13 protein-coding genes are annotated in these 15195 nt (G+C 65.1%); 10 read left to right on the top strand and 3 right to left on the bottom strand.

Annotated features, from left to right (window positions below; all coding sequences use genetic code 11):
* Nucleotides 1–11 precede the first annotated feature (11 nt).
* The 8 genes from ACR64R_RS23455 to phnN all read left to right on the top strand — a co-directional run bounded on the left by ACR64R_RS23455 (nucleotide 12) and on the right by phnN (nucleotide 8746).
* Complete coding sequence (locus tag ACR64R_RS23455; protein WP_487358633.1) at nucleotides 12–1946, top strand: bifunctional 5-dehydro-2-deoxygluconokinase/5-dehydro-2-deoxyphosphogluconate aldolase; 1935 nt, start codon at nucleotides 12–14, stop codon at nucleotides 1944–1946.
* 50 nt (nucleotides 1947–1996) lie between these two features.
* Nucleotides 1997–3841, top strand: coding sequence for a 3D-(3,5/4)-trihydroxycyclohexane-1,2-dione acylhydrolase (decyclizing) (gene iolD, locus ACR64R_RS23450; RefSeq protein WP_487358632.1), 1845 nt, complete (start codon nucleotides 1997–1999; stop codon nucleotides 3839–3841).
* Nucleotides 3842–3878: 37 nt separating this feature from the next.
* Nucleotides 3879–4793 carry a myo-inosose-2 dehydratase gene (iolE, locus tag ACR64R_RS23445; protein ID WP_487358631.1) on the top strand — a complete coding sequence of 305 codons (915 nt, stop codon included), beginning with the start codon at nucleotides 3879–3881 and terminating at the stop codon, nucleotides 4791–4793.
* 64 nt (nucleotides 4794–4857) lie between these two features.
* Entirely contained in the window at nucleotides 4858–5070 is a 213-nt protein-coding gene (locus tag ACR64R_RS23440) for a DUF3329 domain-containing protein (protein WP_487358630.1), read from the top strand.
* Between the two features lie 15 nt (nucleotides 5071–5085).
* The gene (gene iolB, locus ACR64R_RS23435; RefSeq protein ID WP_487358629.1) at nucleotides 5086–5898 is read left to right on the top strand and encodes a 5-deoxy-glucuronate isomerase; all 813 of its coding nucleotides are present in this window, start codon (nucleotides 5086–5088) and stop codon (nucleotides 5896–5898) included.
* A gap of 245 nt (nucleotides 5899–6143) precedes the next feature.
* The gene (locus ACR64R_RS23430) at nucleotides 6144–6851 is read left to right on the top strand and encodes a DUF1045 domain-containing protein (RefSeq protein WP_487358628.1); all 708 of its coding nucleotides are present in this window, start codon (nucleotides 6144–6146) and stop codon (nucleotides 6849–6851) included.
* A gap of 132 nt (nucleotides 6852–6983) precedes the next feature.
* A complete protein-coding gene (locus ACR64R_RS23425) occupies nucleotides 6984–8123 on the top strand; it encodes an alpha-D-ribose 1-methylphosphonate 5-triphosphate diphosphatase (RefSeq protein ID WP_487358627.1) in 1140 nt (379 codons plus the stop codon).
* Nucleotides 8120–8746 (top strand): phosphonate metabolism protein/1,5-bisphosphokinase (PRPP-forming) PhnN, encoded by a 627-nt coding sequence (gene phnN / locus ACR64R_RS23420; RefSeq protein WP_487358626.1) that lies wholly within the window; start codon nucleotides 8120–8122, stop codon nucleotides 8744–8746. The genes ACR64R_RS23425 and phnN overlap by 4 nt, the downstream gene beginning before the upstream one ends.
* Nucleotides 8747–8889: 143 nt before the next feature.
* On the opposite strand, the gene ACR64R_RS23415 is transcribed toward phnN, so the two are convergent.
* From ACR64R_RS23415 to ACR64R_RS23405, 3 genes are all read right to left on the bottom strand, one after another.
* Nucleotides 8890–9885: an ABC transporter permease gene (locus ACR64R_RS23415; RefSeq protein WP_487358625.1), complete on the bottom strand. Its 996-nt coding sequence runs from the start codon at nucleotides 9883–9885 to the stop codon at nucleotides 8890–8892.
* Nucleotides 9882–11447: a sugar ABC transporter ATP-binding protein gene (locus ACR64R_RS23410; RefSeq protein WP_487358624.1), complete on the bottom strand. Its 1566-nt coding sequence runs from the start codon at nucleotides 11445–11447 to the stop codon at nucleotides 9882–9884. The genes ACR64R_RS23415 and ACR64R_RS23410 overlap by 4 nt, the downstream gene beginning before the upstream one ends.
* 105 nt (nucleotides 11448–11552) lie before the next feature.
* Nucleotides 11553–12515 (bottom strand): sugar-binding protein, encoded by a 963-nt coding sequence (locus tag ACR64R_RS23405; protein ID WP_487358623.1) that lies wholly within the window; start codon nucleotides 12513–12515, stop codon nucleotides 11553–11555.
* Nucleotides 12516–13139: 624 nt separating this feature from the next.
* On the opposite strand from ACR64R_RS23405, the gene ACR64R_RS23400 reads away from it, so the two are divergent.
* Together ACR64R_RS23400 and ACR64R_RS23395 are read left to right on the top strand one after the other, a co-directional pair.
* Nucleotides 13140–14252: a LacI family DNA-binding transcriptional regulator gene (locus ACR64R_RS23400; RefSeq protein WP_487358622.1), complete on the top strand. Its 1113-nt coding sequence runs from the start codon at nucleotides 13140–13142 to the stop codon at nucleotides 14250–14252.
* 107 nt (nucleotides 14253–14359) lie between these two features.
* The gene (locus tag ACR64R_RS23395; RefSeq protein WP_487358621.1) at nucleotides 14360–15160 is read left to right on the top strand and encodes a class I SAM-dependent methyltransferase; all 801 of its coding nucleotides are present in this window, start codon (nucleotides 14360–14362) and stop codon (nucleotides 15158–15160) included.
* Nucleotides 15161–15195 lie beyond the last annotated feature (35 nt).

Below are 15195 nucleotides of genomic sequence, written 5' to 3'. Positions count from 1 at the left end.
GGGAGGTTCGAATGGGCGAAGCCGTGGAAGGGAAATACCCGCCGCTCGACGTCATCACCATCGGTCGCGCCTCGGTCGATCTCTACGGCCAGCAGATCGGCTCGCGGCTGGAGGACATCACCTCTTTCGCCAAGTCGGTGGGCGGCTGTCCGGCCAATATTTCCGTCGGCACGGCAAGGCTCGGCCTGCGCTCGGCTCTGCTGACGCGCGTCGGCGACGAGCAGATGGGCCGCTTCATCCGCGAGCAGCTTCGGCGTGAGGGCGTCTCGGTCGACGGCTTGAAGACCGACAAGGAGCGGCTGACGGCGCTGGTGCTGCTTTCGGTCGAGAGCGAAGGCGTCTCGCCGATGATCTTCTACCGCTCGGACTGCGCCGACATGGCGCTGGCCGAGGAGGATATCGACGAAGCCTTCATCGCTTCGGCCCGCTCGGTGGTCGTCACCGGCACGCACTTCTCGCGCCCCAATTCCGATGCCGCCCAGCGCAAGGCGATCCGCCTGATGAAGGCCAAGGGTGGCAAGGTGGTGTTCGATATCGACTACCGCCCGAACCTCTGGGGCCTGGCCGGCCATGCCGAGGGTTTCGAGCGCTACGTCAAGTCGGACCGGGTGTCGGCGCAGCTGAAGACCGTGCTGCCGGATTGCGATCTCATCGTCGGCACCGAGGAAGAGATCATGATCGCCTCTGGCGCCGACGATTGCCTGAGCGCGCTGAAGACGATCCGCGCGCTGTCTTCGGCCACCATCGTTCTGAAGCGCGGCGCCAAGGGCTGCATCGTCTATGACGGGCCGATCAGCGACGATCTCGAGGACGGCATCGTCGGCAAGGGTTTCCCGATCGAGATCTACAATGTGCTCGGCGCCGGCGACGCCTTCATGTCGGGCTTCCTGCGCGGCTGGCTCGGCGGCGAAAGCTTCGCCACCGCCGCCACCTGGGCCAATGCCTGCGGAGCCTTCGCCGTGTCGCGCCTGCTCTGCGCGCCGGAATATCCGACGTTCGAGGAGCTGCAATACTTCTTGAAGCACGGCAGCAAGCATCTGGCGCTGCGCAAGGACGAGGCGATCAACCACATCCATTGGGCGACGACGCGGCGGCGCGACATTCCCTCGCTGATGGCCTTGGCCTGCGACCATCGCGTCCAGCTGGAAGACGTCGCGGCAAGGGTCGGCGCCGATGTCGCGCGCCTCTCCGACTTCAAGGTGCTGACCGTCAAGGCGGCGGCGAAGGTGGCCGCGGGGCGCGACGGCTACGGAATGCTGATCGACGAGAAATATGGCCGCGACGCGATGTTCGAGTTCGCCCGCCATCCCTTTGCCTGGCTTGGCCGCCCGGTCGAATTGCCGGGATCGCGGCCGCTGCGCTTCGAGTTCTCGCAAGATATCGGCTCGCAATTGATCGAATGGCCGGTCGACCATTGCATCAAGTGCCTGTGCTTCTACCATCCGGACGACCCGGAAGCGCTTAAGATCGAGCAGCAGCAGAAGCTGCGCGCGCTGTTCGAGGCGGCGCGCAAGGTCGGGCGGGAACTGCTGGTCGAGATCATCGCCGGCAAGCACGGCAAGCTTGACGACACCACCATTCCGCGCGCGCTGGAGGAGCTCTATGCGCTGGGCATCAAGCCCGACTGGTGGAAGCTCGAGCCGCAGGCCTCGGCAGGCGCCTGGGCGAAGATCGAACAGGTGATCGTCAAGAACGATCCTTGGTGCCGGGGTGTCGTTCTCCTCGGGCTGGAGGCGCCGCAGGACGAGCTGGTCGCGGCGTTTGCCGCAACGAGCAATGCTCCGATCGTCAAGGGATTTGCTGTCGGCCGCACCATCTTCATCAACGCCGCCGAACAATGGCTGGCCGGACGGATATCGGATGACGAGGCCATCGCCGACATGGCGGCGCGCTTCGAGCAATTGACCGAGGCGTGGCTTGCCGCGCGCGGGCGCAAGGCAGCATAAGAACACGGGCAGCATAACAAGACGTCATCGGGACGCCGGAGGAAACGACAATGACCAAGACCGTTCGCCTGACGATGGCGCAGGCCGGTACCCGCTTCCTTAGCCGGCAGATGACCGTGATAGACGGCAAGACAGTGCCGATCTTCGGCGGCGTCTGGGCGATCTTCGGCCATGGCAATGTCGCCGGCATCGGCGAGGCGCTGTACCAGGTGCGCGACGAGCTGCCGACCTTCCGTGCCCATAACGAGCAGGCGATGGCGCATGCGGCGATCGCTTATGGAAAAGCGAATTTCCGCCGCCGCTTCATGGCAGCGACCACGTCGATCGGCCCCGGTGCGCTCAACATGGTGACGGCCGCCGCGCTCGCCCATGTGAACCGGTTGCCCGTCCTTTTTCTGCCCGGCGATGTCTTCGCCAACCGCTTGCCCGATCCGGTGCTGCAGCAGGCCGAGGATTTCTCCGACGGCACGGCGAGCGTCAACGACTGCTTTCGCCCGGTCTCGCGTTATTTCGACCGGATCACGCGGCCGGAGCAGATCATCCCGGCGCTGAACCGCGCCATGCAGGTGCTGACCGATCCGGCAGAATGCGGCCCGGTGACGCTCTCGCTCTGCCAGGACGTGCAGGCCGAGGCCTATGATTATCCGGAAGGCCTGTTTGCCGAGCGCGTCTGGACGCCGCGCCGGCTGCGCCCGGACCGCAGTGAACTGACTGCAGCCGTCGCGGCGCTAAAGGGCGCGAAGAAGCCGCTGGTGATCGCTGGCGGCGGGGTGCTTTATTCGCAGGCCTCGGACGAGCTCGCCAAGCTGGTGCAGGGCGCCGGCATTCCGGTCTGCGAAACGCAGGGCGGCAAATCCTCGCTGAGGGACGATCATCCGCTCAACATGGGCGCGGTCGGCGTCACCGGCACCTCGGCCGCCAACCGGCTGGCGGAGGAGGCGGACGTGGTGCTTGCCGTCGGCACCAGGCTGCAGGACTTCACCACCGGCTCCTGGGCGCTGTTCAAGAATGCCGGCCGCATCATCATCGGGCTGAACACGCAGGTGTTCGATGCCAGCAAGCATTGGGCGCTGCCGTTGGTCGCGGACGCAGCCGAGGGCCTCGTCGAGCTCTCCTCGGCGCTGAAGGGCTGGAAGGCGCCAGCCGCCTGGACCGACAATGCGCTGAAGGGCAAGGCGGAATGGCAGGCCGCCGCGGCCAAGGTGACAGCTTCGACCAACGCCGCCTACCCTTCCGACGCGCAGGTGATCGGCGCCGTGCAGCGCGCGATGGGATCCGACGTGATGCTGCTGAATGCGTCTGGCGGTCTGCCGGGAGAGCTGCATAAACTCTGGCGAGCGGGCCCTCCCGGCTCGTATCATGGGGAGTACGGCTTCTCGACCATGGGCTATGAGATTGCCGGCGGGCTCGGCGCCAAGATGGCCAAGCCCGGCCACGAGGTCGTCGTCATGGTCGGCGACGGCTCCTATCTGATGATGAATTCCGAGATCGCCACCTCGGTCATGCTGGGGCTGAAACTCACTATCGTGCTGCTCGACAATCGCGGCTATGGCTGCATCAACCGGCTGCAGATGGCGACCGGCGGCGCCAACTTCAACAATCTGCTCAAGGACGCCCGTCATGAAGTCCTGCCTGACATCGATTTCGCCGCGCACGCTCTAAGCATGGGTGCCTTCGCCGAGAAGGTGGCGTCGATCGCCGAGCTGGAGACGGCGCTGGCCAAGGCGAAGAAGAACGACAGGACGACGGTGCTGGTGATCGACACCGATCCGCTGATCTCGACCGACGCCGGCGGCCATTGGTGGGATGTCGCCGTGCCGGAGGTCTCCTCGCGGCCCCAGGTGAACGCCGCGCGCAAGAAATACGAGGAAGCCGTGGGCAGCCGCCAGGGTTGAAACCGGCCTCGCGACGAACTGACATTGGAGTGACGACTTGAAAGCCAAACTGGGCATGTCCCCCATTGCGTGGTGGAACGACGATCTCGTGGAACTCAGCGACGACGTGTCGCTGGAGGAATGTCTGCGCCAGTCGCGATCGGCCGGTTTCACCGGCATGGAGATGGGCCGCCGCTTCCCCAATGATCCGAAGGTGATGCTGCCGATCCTGAAAGCGGCCGACGTCACGCTTTGCGGCGGCTGGTTCTCCGGCACGCTTGTCGATGAGGATCTGGCGAAGAACAAGGACCGCATCCAGCCGATGATCGACCTGTTCCGGGCGGTCAACGCTCCCTGCATCGTTTATGGCGAGGTCGGCCGCTCGATTCAGGGCGACCGCTCCAAGCCTCTGGCCACCAAGCCGAAGCTTTCAGAGGACGAAATGAAAGCCTATGGCCGCCGCGTCACCGAATTCGGCGAATGGTGCGCCGACCAGGGCATGCCGCTTTCCTATCACCACCATATGGCGGCGGTCGTCGAGACCGAACCGGAGCTGGACCTCTTTATGCGCCATTCCGGCGAAGGCATCCCGCTCTTGCTCGATGCCGGCCATCTCGCCTTTGCCGGCGGCGATGTGCTGCGCGCCATCGACAACCACCACAAGCGCATCAACCACGTCCATGTGAAGGACGTGCGCATGGACGTGATCAACGGCCTCGACCGGACAAAGCAGTCCTTCCTCGACGCGGTGGCGCTCGGCGCCTTCACCGTGCCCGGCGACGGCTCGCTCGATTTCGGCGCCATCGTCCAGCGCTTCGCCGACTACGGCTATGAGGGCTGGTTCGTGGTCGAGGCCGAGCAGGACCCCAGGAAGAACCCGCCGCTGAAAATGGCGCAGGTGGGCCACAAGGAGCTGATGCGCGTGATGACGGCTGCCGGCTATGCGGTAGAGACGCAAGGGTTTCCGGCCTGAATGGTGGATTCGCCCGGGCGTCCGGTCTATCTGATGCGCTTTGGACATATCCTGGATAGGCGCGATGAAAGACTATGAACATCCCTTCTTCCGGCCGCTATGGCGCCGTGTCGCCGTGGTCGCGGTCTGCATGATCTGGTCGGTGATCGAATTCGCGTCGGGCACGCCGTTCTGGGGCGTCATCGCGCTGGGCTTCACCGGCTACGCGGTGTGGCAGTTTTTCTACCTCTACAAGCCGGCGGAGCAGGCCAGTCCTCCGACCGAGACGAAGGAATAACCCAAGGAGCTCCGCATGTCGAAACTGCTCGTCAAGGCCGACAAGGGCCACGGCCATGTCGCTCACGTCACGCCGCAAAGCGCCGGCTGGACCTATGTCGGTTTCGATCTGCATCGGCTGAAAGCGGGCGAGACGGCGTCGGGCAAGACCGGCGACCGCGAGGTGTGCCTGGTGTTTGTCACCGGCAAGGGCAAGGCCTCGGCCGGCGGCAAGGACCTCGGCCTGCTCGGCGAACGCATGTCGCCCTTCGAAGGCAAGCCGTGGTCGGTATATGTGCCGCAAGGCTCGGACTGGTCGGTGACCGCCGACACCGAGCTGGAGCTTGCCGTCTGTTCGGCGCCGGGCTTGAGCGGCGGCCTGCCGGTGCGCGTCATAGGGCCTGACGATCTCGGCCAGGAGGTGCGCGGCAAAGGCACCAACACGCGCTACGTCACCAACATCCTGCCCGAGGGCAAGCCGGCGGATTCACTGCTGGTTGTCGAGGTCATCACGCCCGGGGGCCACACGTCGAGCTATCCGCCGCATAAGCACGACCAGGACAACCTGCCGGCCGAATCATATCTCGAGGAGACCTATTATCATCGCCTCAACCCGCCGCAGGGTTTTGCCTTCCAGCGCGTCTACACGGATGCCGACCGCAACGGCGTGCGCGAGCTGGACGAAGCGATGGCGATCGAGGACGGCGATGTCGTGCTGGTGCCCAAGGGTTATCACCCCTGCGCGGCCTGCCATGGCTACGACCTATATTATCTCAACGTCATGGCCGGGCCGAAGCGGACGTGGAAATTCCACAACGCGGCCGAGCACGAGTGGCTGATGAAAGCCTGACCGCCAGTCGGGCAAGCCGGTCACAATCAGCGGAAAATCGTCGGCTAACGAGCTCCGCGCTGGACTTGCCTTCGAAAACCCATGAAAGCTTCGTCAATCCGTCATGGAAATCACCTATGGCAGCGGTTCTGATGCATGTCGCCGCAAGCGCTAAGCGTTTTCGGGACTGCGACTTGCCAGGACAATGACTTGAAGCGCGTCGCTTGATCCTTTGGGGTGCGCAGCGCGCTTGACGAGGAACGCCGATGCGCTACGCCATCTACTACACCCCGGGACAGGACGAGCCGCTGGCGCGCATTGCCGCCAACTGGCTGGGCCGCGACCCGTTCGGCGCGGCGACGCGGCCGGTCGAGGCCGTGGGCGACCTTTCGGCCGCGGAAGTCGCCTTCCACACCGCCTCCGCCAGGCGCTACGGGTTCCATGCCACACTGAAGGCGCCGTTCCGGCTGGCGCCGAACGAGACGGAAGCCTCGCTGCGCGCCGCGCTCGACAATTTCGCCGAGGCGACGCCACCGGTCGTCATCCCGCGCCTGGTCGTCGGACAGATCGACGGCTTCTTCGCGCTGGTGCCGGAGACGCGGTTTGCGCCGCTCAACGATTTCGCCGGCGAGGTCGTGCGTGCTTTCGATCCGTTCCGCGCGCCGCTGACCGAGGCCGAGATCGAGCGCCGCAGCCCCGATGCGCTGAAGCCGGACGAGTTCCGCAACCTCTGCCAATGGGGCTATCCTTACGTCTTCGACACGTTCCGCTTCCACATGACGCTCTCGGGGCGCGTCGGGCCACAGGAAAGCTCCCGTCTGCGTGCAGCGATAGACGGCCTGTTCGCCGACATCCTGCGGCAGCCGGTGCCGGTGGATGCGCTGACCTTGTTCGTGGAAAGCGAGCCCGGCGCGCCGTTCATGGTGCTTTCCCACCATGCGCTTGGCCGCGGCGCTGCCCGCAAGACCGCCTAGGACGGCTCAGCGGACACGCTGAACCGCCCTATCTCTTTGTTTAGGCAATTCCGGACGGAGAACCGCCAAGCACTTCTCCTGGAAAAGCTCTAGTCCGATAGCCGACCGACCGCCGAGATAGGACCGCCCGAGATGACCGCCGAAACAGTTCTCACCAATGCCCGCATCGTGCTGCCCGACGAAATCGTCGAGGGCTCGCTGTTGTTGCGCGACGGCCTGATCGCCGCCGTGGAGCCGGGGGCTGCCCGCACCGGCGAGGATATGGGCGGCGACTATATCATCCCGGGCCTCGTCGAACTGCACACCGACCACCTCGAAGGCCACTATGCGCCGCGCCCGAAAGTGCGTTGGAACCCGATCGCCGCCGTGCTCGCCCATGACGCCCAGGTGGCGACCGCAGGCATCACCACGGTGCTCGACGCCTTGCGCGTCGGCATGGACGACGACGCCGACCTGAAGTCCGACGACGTCCGCAAGCTGGCCGACGCGATCGAGGACAGCGTGCGCCAGGATCGGCTCAGGGCCGACCATTTCATCCATCTGCGCTGCGAGGTCTCGGCGCCGGACTGTCTCGAGGCCTTCGCCAACTTCGAGACCGACGACAGGGTGAAGCTCGCCTCGCTGATGGATCATGCGCCCGGACAGCGCCAGTTCGTCAATCTCGAGACCTATGCCTATTACTACCAGCGCAAGCTGAAGCTGACCGACCGCGACTTCCAGAAATTCTGCGACAAGCGGATGGCGGAATCGGCCCGCAACTCAGGCCCGAACCGGGTTTTCATCTCGGCCGCCTGCCGTGAGCGCGGCATCGTGCTGGCCAGCCATGACGACGCGACTTCCGGCCATGTCGACGAGGCGATCGAGCAGGGCGTGCGCGTCGCCGAGTTCCCGACGACGGAAGAGGCGGCCAAGGCCTCCAAGGCGGCCGGCCTCGGCGTGCTGATGGGCGCGCCCAACGTCATGCGCGGCGCCTCGCATTCCGGCAATGTCTCGGCTCGCACGCTTGCGGCCGAAGGCCTGCTCGACATCCTGTCGTCCGACTACATTCCCTTCAGCCTGATCCAGTCGGCTTTCTTCCTCGGCGACGTGGTCGAAGGCATCACACTGCCGCAGGCGGTCGCGATGGTCTCGAAGAATCCGGCCGAGGCGATCGGCCTTGGCGACCGTGGCGTCATCGAGTCCGGTCGCCGCGCCGATCTGGTGCGCGTGCGCGTCGACGACCATGTGCCGGTCGTGCGCACGGTGTGGCGCCAGGGCAGCCGGGTCGCATGATGGTCTCGGCCCTCATCGAGCGCGAGCTGGCCGGGAGCCTGCCGATCCGCAACGGCGTCTTCGTCGCCGTCGTCGGCCCGAGCGGCGCCGGCAAGGATACGGTGATCGGCTACGCCAAGCAGCGCTTCGCCGGCGAGACGAGGCTGGAATTCGTGCGCCGTGTCATCACCAGGCAGAGCGACGCGGCAAGCGAGGACCACGACACGCTGGCCGATGCCGCCTTCGCCGAGGCGGAGGCCGACGGCGCCTTCTCGCTGTGCTGGGACGCCCACGGCCTGCGCTACGGCCTGCCGGCCGATGTGGACTGGACCGTGGCGAACGGCCACGTGGTAGTGGCCAACGTGTCGCGCGCGGTCATCCCCGCGCTGCGCGAACGCTACGCCAATCTGGCCGTGGTCGAGATCAGCGCGGCCCCCGAGATCCTCGCCGAGCGGCTGGCGGCGCGCGGCCGTGAATCGCGCGGCGAGGTGCTTGCCCGCCTGGCGCGCAGCGCGAGCGTCAAGCTGACGGGACCGGACGTGACCTCGATCGACAACAGCGGCGACAAGGATATCGCCGGAGAGCGCTTCGCCGAGGTGCTGCGCAAGGCGATGGCGTTCTCCGACCTGTCAGACATGATCTAGGTATGCCGATATTCAGGTCAGGCAGGCCTACAAGCGGCGGCGACTTGCGCTTCTAGTGCTCACGTTCTTAAGTGCGCTTCGGGCTCTCGCTATGAAAGCCGGCGCGCGTCGATCCAATCAGGGCGGCGGTCTGAAGGAGGAAGCTACTCCGCAGGCGCGCCGGCGATATTGCGGCGCGTTGCTTCCATCATGCGGCGGCGGGCGCGGAAGACGCCCCATTGCTGGTCGACCAGCACGCCGATCAGGATTACGCCGCCCATCACCGCGAAATTGAGCGATGAGGGGATGCCGAGCAGGTTGACGAGGTTCTGCAGTTCCTGCAGCAGCACGGTGCCCAGGATGACGCCGACCAGCGAGCCTTCGCCGCCGCGCAGCGAGAAGCCGCCGAGCACCGCCGCGGCGATGGCATAGAGCTCATAGAACTGGCCGTGGCTCGCCGGCGAGATCGAGCGCGTGTACATGGCGAAATAGATCGCCGACAGCGCCGTCAGCACGCCGCAGATGACATAGGCCGCGATGATCACCCTGCCGGTGCGGATGCCGGAATACTTCGCCGCTTCCTCATTCTTGCCGATGGCGTAAAGATAGCGGCCGAACACCGAACGGTGCAGCACCACCCACATGACGATGGCAATCACGATCAGCGCGATGAAGCTGTTCGGCAAGCCATAGGAGCGCCCCGCGGTCAGGAATTCGAGCGTCGGGAAATTCTGCCCGAAGGCGAAGCCCGCAGTGCCGTCGGCGGTGTAGAAACGCGCCACGCCGCGATAGATCAGCAGCCCACACAGCGTGACGACGAAAGGCTGCAGCTTCAGTCGCGTGATCAGCCAGCCATGCACGAAGCCGATGACGGCGCCGAGCACGATGATCACCACGAAGGCCAACGGCCAGTCCAATTCGCGCACCGCGATGAAGTCGATGAACAGCGTGCCGAGCAGCGCTATCAGCGAGCCGACCGACAGCTCGATGCCGCCGGTGATGATGACGAAGGCCTGGCCGATCGACAGGATTCCGAACAGGGCGACGAGGTTGGAAGTGTTGGCGAGGTTGATCGCCGACAGGAAGCGCGGGTTGATGGCTGTCACCACCGCGCCGACCACCAGGATCAGGATCAGCAGGCCGAGATCTTTCTTGCTCATTGCGCTCCTCCCGCCGCTTGCAACAGTTTCGGCTTCTTGCCGACCGCCAGCAAGAGCACGTTCTCCTGGCTGAAATCGTCCTTGTCGAGGATGCCGGAGATCTGCCCCTCATGCATGACCGCGATGCGGTCCGACACGCCGATCACCTCTTCCATGTCGCTGGAGATCATCAGCACGGCGACGCCGGCATCGGCCAGCGCCCGCATCAGCCCGTAGATCTCGGCCTTGGCGCCGATGTCGATGCCGCGCGTCGGCTCGTCGAGGATCATCACCTTCGGATTCATCGCCAGCCACTTGGCCAGAACCACCTTCTGCTGGTTGCCGCCCGACAGCGTGCCGGTGCGGGTCGCGACCGACGGCGCCTTGATGCCGAGATTCTTCTTCTGCTGTTCGGCCGTCGCGAGTTCGGCGCTGGCCGATACCAGCGAGTGGCTGGCGTGCGCCGGCAGATTGGGTAGCGAGATGTTCTGGGCGATCGACAGATCGAGCAATATGCCGGTGAGCTTGCGGTCCTCCGGCACCAGGAAGATGCCGTTCGCCACCGCGTCCGCCGCCGAGCCGACATCGAGCGGCTTGCCGTCGAGCGTGACGCTGCCGGCCAGCCGCTCGTCGATGCCGAACAGCACGCGCGCCAGTTCGGTGCGGCCGGAACCGACCAGGCCGGCGAGGCCGAGGATTTCCGCGCGCCTCAGCTCGATGCTGACCGGCCGGTCCGGATAGGCGCTGGTGCGGATCGCGTCGGCCGACAGCGCGACGCTGCCCGGCGCGCGCGCCGCCTCGCCGGCCTTCTCGCGCTCCTTCAGCATGCGGCCGATCATCAGCCTGACCATTTCGTCGTGGTTGATTTGGCTCTTCGCCAGCGTGCCTGCCAGCGTGCCGTCGCGCAGCACCACGACACGGTCGGCGACGCGCTCTATCTCATGCAGCCGATGCGAGATGAAGATGACGCTGATGCCTTGGGCCTTCAGGCCATTGATGACCTCGAGCAGCTTTTCCGTCTCGGCGGTGGGCAGGCTGGACGTCGGCTCGTCGAGTATGACCAGCCGCGCTCTGATCGACAGCGCCTTGGCGATCTCGACCATCTGCTGCTGGGCAAGCGACAGCGAGGCCACTGGCGCGTCGGCCGAGAAGTTGGCGCCGACGCGCTTCAGGAGCGGCGCCGCCATGTCGCGCAGTTTCGCGCGGTCGACCAGCTTCAGCGGCCCGGCGCGCAGAGGTTCGCGGCCGAAGAAGATATTGGCGGCGACATCGAGATTTTCGAAGAGATTGAGCTCCTGGTGCACGAAGGCGATGCCGGAGCCGATGCTCTGCTCGACGGTCAGCCCGTCATGCGCCACGCCATCGACGCTGATGGTGCCGCTGTCCGGCCGCGTCACGCCGCCGAGGATCTTCATCAGCGTCGATTTGCCGGCACCGTTTTCGCCGACCAGACCGATGATCTCGCCAGGCCGGACCTGCATGGAGAACCCGTCCAGGGCGACGACGCCCGGGTAGGTCTTGCGCACGGCTTCCAGGCTCAGGAACGGAGCGGTGATCGGTTGGTTGGTATCGCTAGAGGTCATCGCGCCTGACAGCAGCCGGTGAGCACAGATTGACGGGCCTTGGCGGGTCCGTCAATACGAACGCCGGCTCAAGGAGGCCCTTGAGCCGGCGCGACCGTGCCAGGTTTACTTGCCCTGCATCGCCTTCAGGTTTGCGGCATAGGCGTCGACATCATCCTTGCCGATGATCTTGGTCGGGATGATGATCAGGCCATTGGACGGAATGCCCGACTTGTCGCCCTTGAGATAGGCGGCCATCAGCTTCATGCCCTGATAGGCCCATTCGAACGGCTGCTGCACGACGGTCGCGGCGACGGTGCCTTCCTTGACGCCGCCCAGCGTGATCGGATCGTCGTCGAAGCCGACGACGGTGATCTGGCCGAGCTTGCCGGCGTCGCGCAGCGCTTCATAGATGCGCGGCGTGTTGTAGGAATAGAAGCCGACCATGCAGGTGATGTCCGGGCTGGCGACCAGCGCGTCCTCGACATTCTTCTTGGCGCGCGCCTGGTCGATATCGTCGCCGCGCACGTCGACAAGCTCGATCTTGCTGCCGGCAAGCCCGTCCTTCATGCCCTGGATACGTTCCTTGGCGTTGTCAGCGCCGAGCAGGCCGACGAAGCCGAGGCACTTGCCGCCATTGGGCATCGCCTTCTTGGCGATCTCGGCCGCCTGCTTGCCGGCATCGACATTGGACGAGCCGATATAGGCGACGCGCTTGGTCTGCGGGGCGTCGGAGTCGGTGGTGAAGAGAGCGGTTTCCGACGCGATCTTGTTCAGCCCGTCGGTCGAGGTCTTGGGATCCACGGCCGAGACCATGATGCCCTTGACGCCTGCCGTCACCAGATCGTCCATCAGGCGCTGCTGGATGGCGACCGAGGACTGTTCCGGATATTTCAGCTCGAGATTGTAGTCGGGTAGTTCGCCCTGCGCCTTCTTCACGCCGGCTTCCGCCGCCTTCCAGAAGTCTGACGCACCGTTGACGACGAAGGCCAGCGTCGGCTTGTCGTCCGCGCGCGCGCTGGCGCTTACCGACAGGCCGACAAGCAGAGCCGCCGCGGCGACAGATGCGTTACGGATCATGGATTTCATAGTTCAACCTCCCTTGTAGAACTTGCCTTGTGGAACTCGTCGCAGATGTCTCGGCTGCGGTTGGACAACCCTCCTCCTCAAGGGTTTGGCGCAAAGGTCCGCCGACTTAAGAACGGTGCCGATCCGGCCGCGGTCGAGACACTAGACACTCATGTGGCGTTCGTAAATAGTCCGATTTGTCTGACATTTTCGTGAGATGAAGCACAGACCCGATCCGGCGATTTCGCCGATGTCGAGCGAGCGGCCTTCACACCTGCCGGCACCGAGCGGAAGCCCGAACGGTTACGACGAGTTGACAGTAGAACGCTTACGGCTATTAGTAAATAGTATTAGTTATGAAGCTCGGGCGCGCGTTTTCGAAGCGGAGGAGACGCTCATCGGAAGGCGCGCCGGGAGTGGGAGAGAGCCCGCGGCAAGAGCCTGGAACCGCACGGAAGGCAGAGGAATTGTCAGTGTTGCTGACCTTGTTCGGCCGGTTTCGTCGTGATGCGGCGTGGCTGGCGACTAGGACGTCGCTGCACTAATATCTATTAGTGAAGCGCGTTTTCGATAGACGCATCAACCTCGACCATCTTGCCGTCGCCGCCGCCTTTGCTCTAGAGGCCGCTGGTTTGGGAAACGACCATGAGTGAACCGACGGAACTGCGCGATCCTACAGGCCCTTCCAGGCGCCGCAAGCAGGCCGCCAAGCCCAAGGGACGTGTCACCATGACCGACATCGCGCGCGCCGCCGGCTGCTCGCAGGCGACGGTGTCTTTCGTGCTCAACAATTCGCCGGGCATCAGGCTGTCGCAGCAGACACGCGACCGGGTGATCGAGGCAGCCAGGGCGCTGGGCTATTCGCCGCCGGTCTTTTCGGCGCTGCGGCCTCCGGTGACCCCGTTCGAGGGCCTGGACGGCGTCATCGGCTTCGCCGTCGACCAGCTTGCCACCAGCCCCGAGGCGGTGGTCGCCATCGAGGGCGCCCGGCAGGCCTCGTGGAACGCCGGCAATGTGCTCCTGGTGGCGCAAACCATGGGCGATGCGGTGATGGAACCGCGCGCGATATCAGCGCTGACGAGGCGCGGCATCTCGGCGCTGATCTACATGACCATCTTCACCCGCGAGATCGCCGCGCCGGATTTCCTCTACAGCTTGGACATCCCGGTCATCCTGCTCAACTGCTACACCGCCGACTACGCCTTCCCGGCGGTGGTTCCCTCCGAGATCGCCGGCGGCCAGAGCGCCACCAGGCATCTGATCAGCCATGGCCATCGCCGCATCGCCACCATTACCGGCGAGCCGTGGATGCAGGCGGCGCAGGATCGGCTGAAGGGCTATCGCCGCGCCTTGGCCACCGCCGACATCCCGTTCGACCCGGAGTTGGTGGTCGAGGGCGACTGGTCGGCCAGCGCCGGCTATGCCGCGACGGTCAAGCTGCTGGGGCTCAAGGAGCGGCCCACCGCCATCTTCTGCCAGAACGACCGCACCGCCATCGGCTGCTACGAGGCGCTGAAGGAAGCCGGCCTGCATATTCCGCAGGACATTTCGGTCGTCGGCTATGACGACGAGGAAATCGCCCGCCATCTCTTTCCGCCGCTTACGACCTCGATCCTGCCGCATCTGGCGATGGGCCAATGGGCCATCGAGCAGCTCGAAACCCCGCCGACGCCCGGCCGCGGCAGGTATCCCATCACCAAGCTGGAATGCCCGCTGGTGGAACGGGAGAGCGTGGCGGACGTGAAGTCGCCTACATAAGGCACCGGCCCATTCAGGCTACCATCGCTGCCAATGTTGGCAATTACCTGGCGCCTATGCAGCAATTGCGCCGTCGTTTAGCTTACGCTCATCAATGGGAGGCTCAGATGACGTCCACCTTCACGGTCCATGCAGCATCCGGTTACGAGCAACTCATGGGTCGCTGGAGCCGGCGGCTGGCGACCAAATTCATCGACTTCACGGGCCTAGCCGCCGGCGAGAAAATTCTCGATGTCGGCTGCGGCACCGGAAGTCTCACCTTCGAGCTGGCGAAATCCCCTGATCTTGCCGAGATCCAGGCCATCGATTTCTCGCCCGTCTTCGTCGAGGCGGCAAGGCAGCTCAACACCGATCCGCGCGTCACAATCAGTCAGGCCGACGCCACGGCGCTGCCTTTCGCCGACAATGCCTTCGACCGCGCGCTGGCGCTGCTTGTGCTGCATTTCGTGCCGGAGGCCGGCAAGGCAGTGGCCGAGATGCGCCGGGTGGTGCGGCCGGGCGGCGTGGTGGCGGCCGTGGTCTGGGATCATTATGGCGGCATGGCCGGCATGCGCATGATGATCGACACCGTGGCCGCGCTCAGCGAAAGCGGGCGACAGATGCGCAGCCGCTATTGCTTCCAGCCGATGATGCAGCCGGGCGAGATGAAGCGGACCTTTGTCGAGCAAGGCCTGGTCGACGTCACAGAAGCCGAATTGATGATCCGCATGGACTACGCGAATTTCGACGACTACTGGGCGCCGATCGGCGCCGGCGAAGGCCCGCTCGGCAAATACATGACCACGCTGGACGCGGCGGAGCGGGAGCGCGTCGAGGCCGCCGTCCGCGATGCCTACCAGGCCGGCCGGCCCGATGGCCCGCGATCCTTCGCCAATGTCGCGTGGGCCTGCCGCAGCATCGTGCCCTGAGAATCATCGGTTCGGCCGTGGTGAATGGGCCAGTT

It is taken from the genome of Mesorhizobium sp. MC2-1-1, assembly GCF_057597255.1.
Note: the sequence above shows the minus strand (reverse complement) of the source record. Positions and strands in the feature narration are given on the sequence as shown.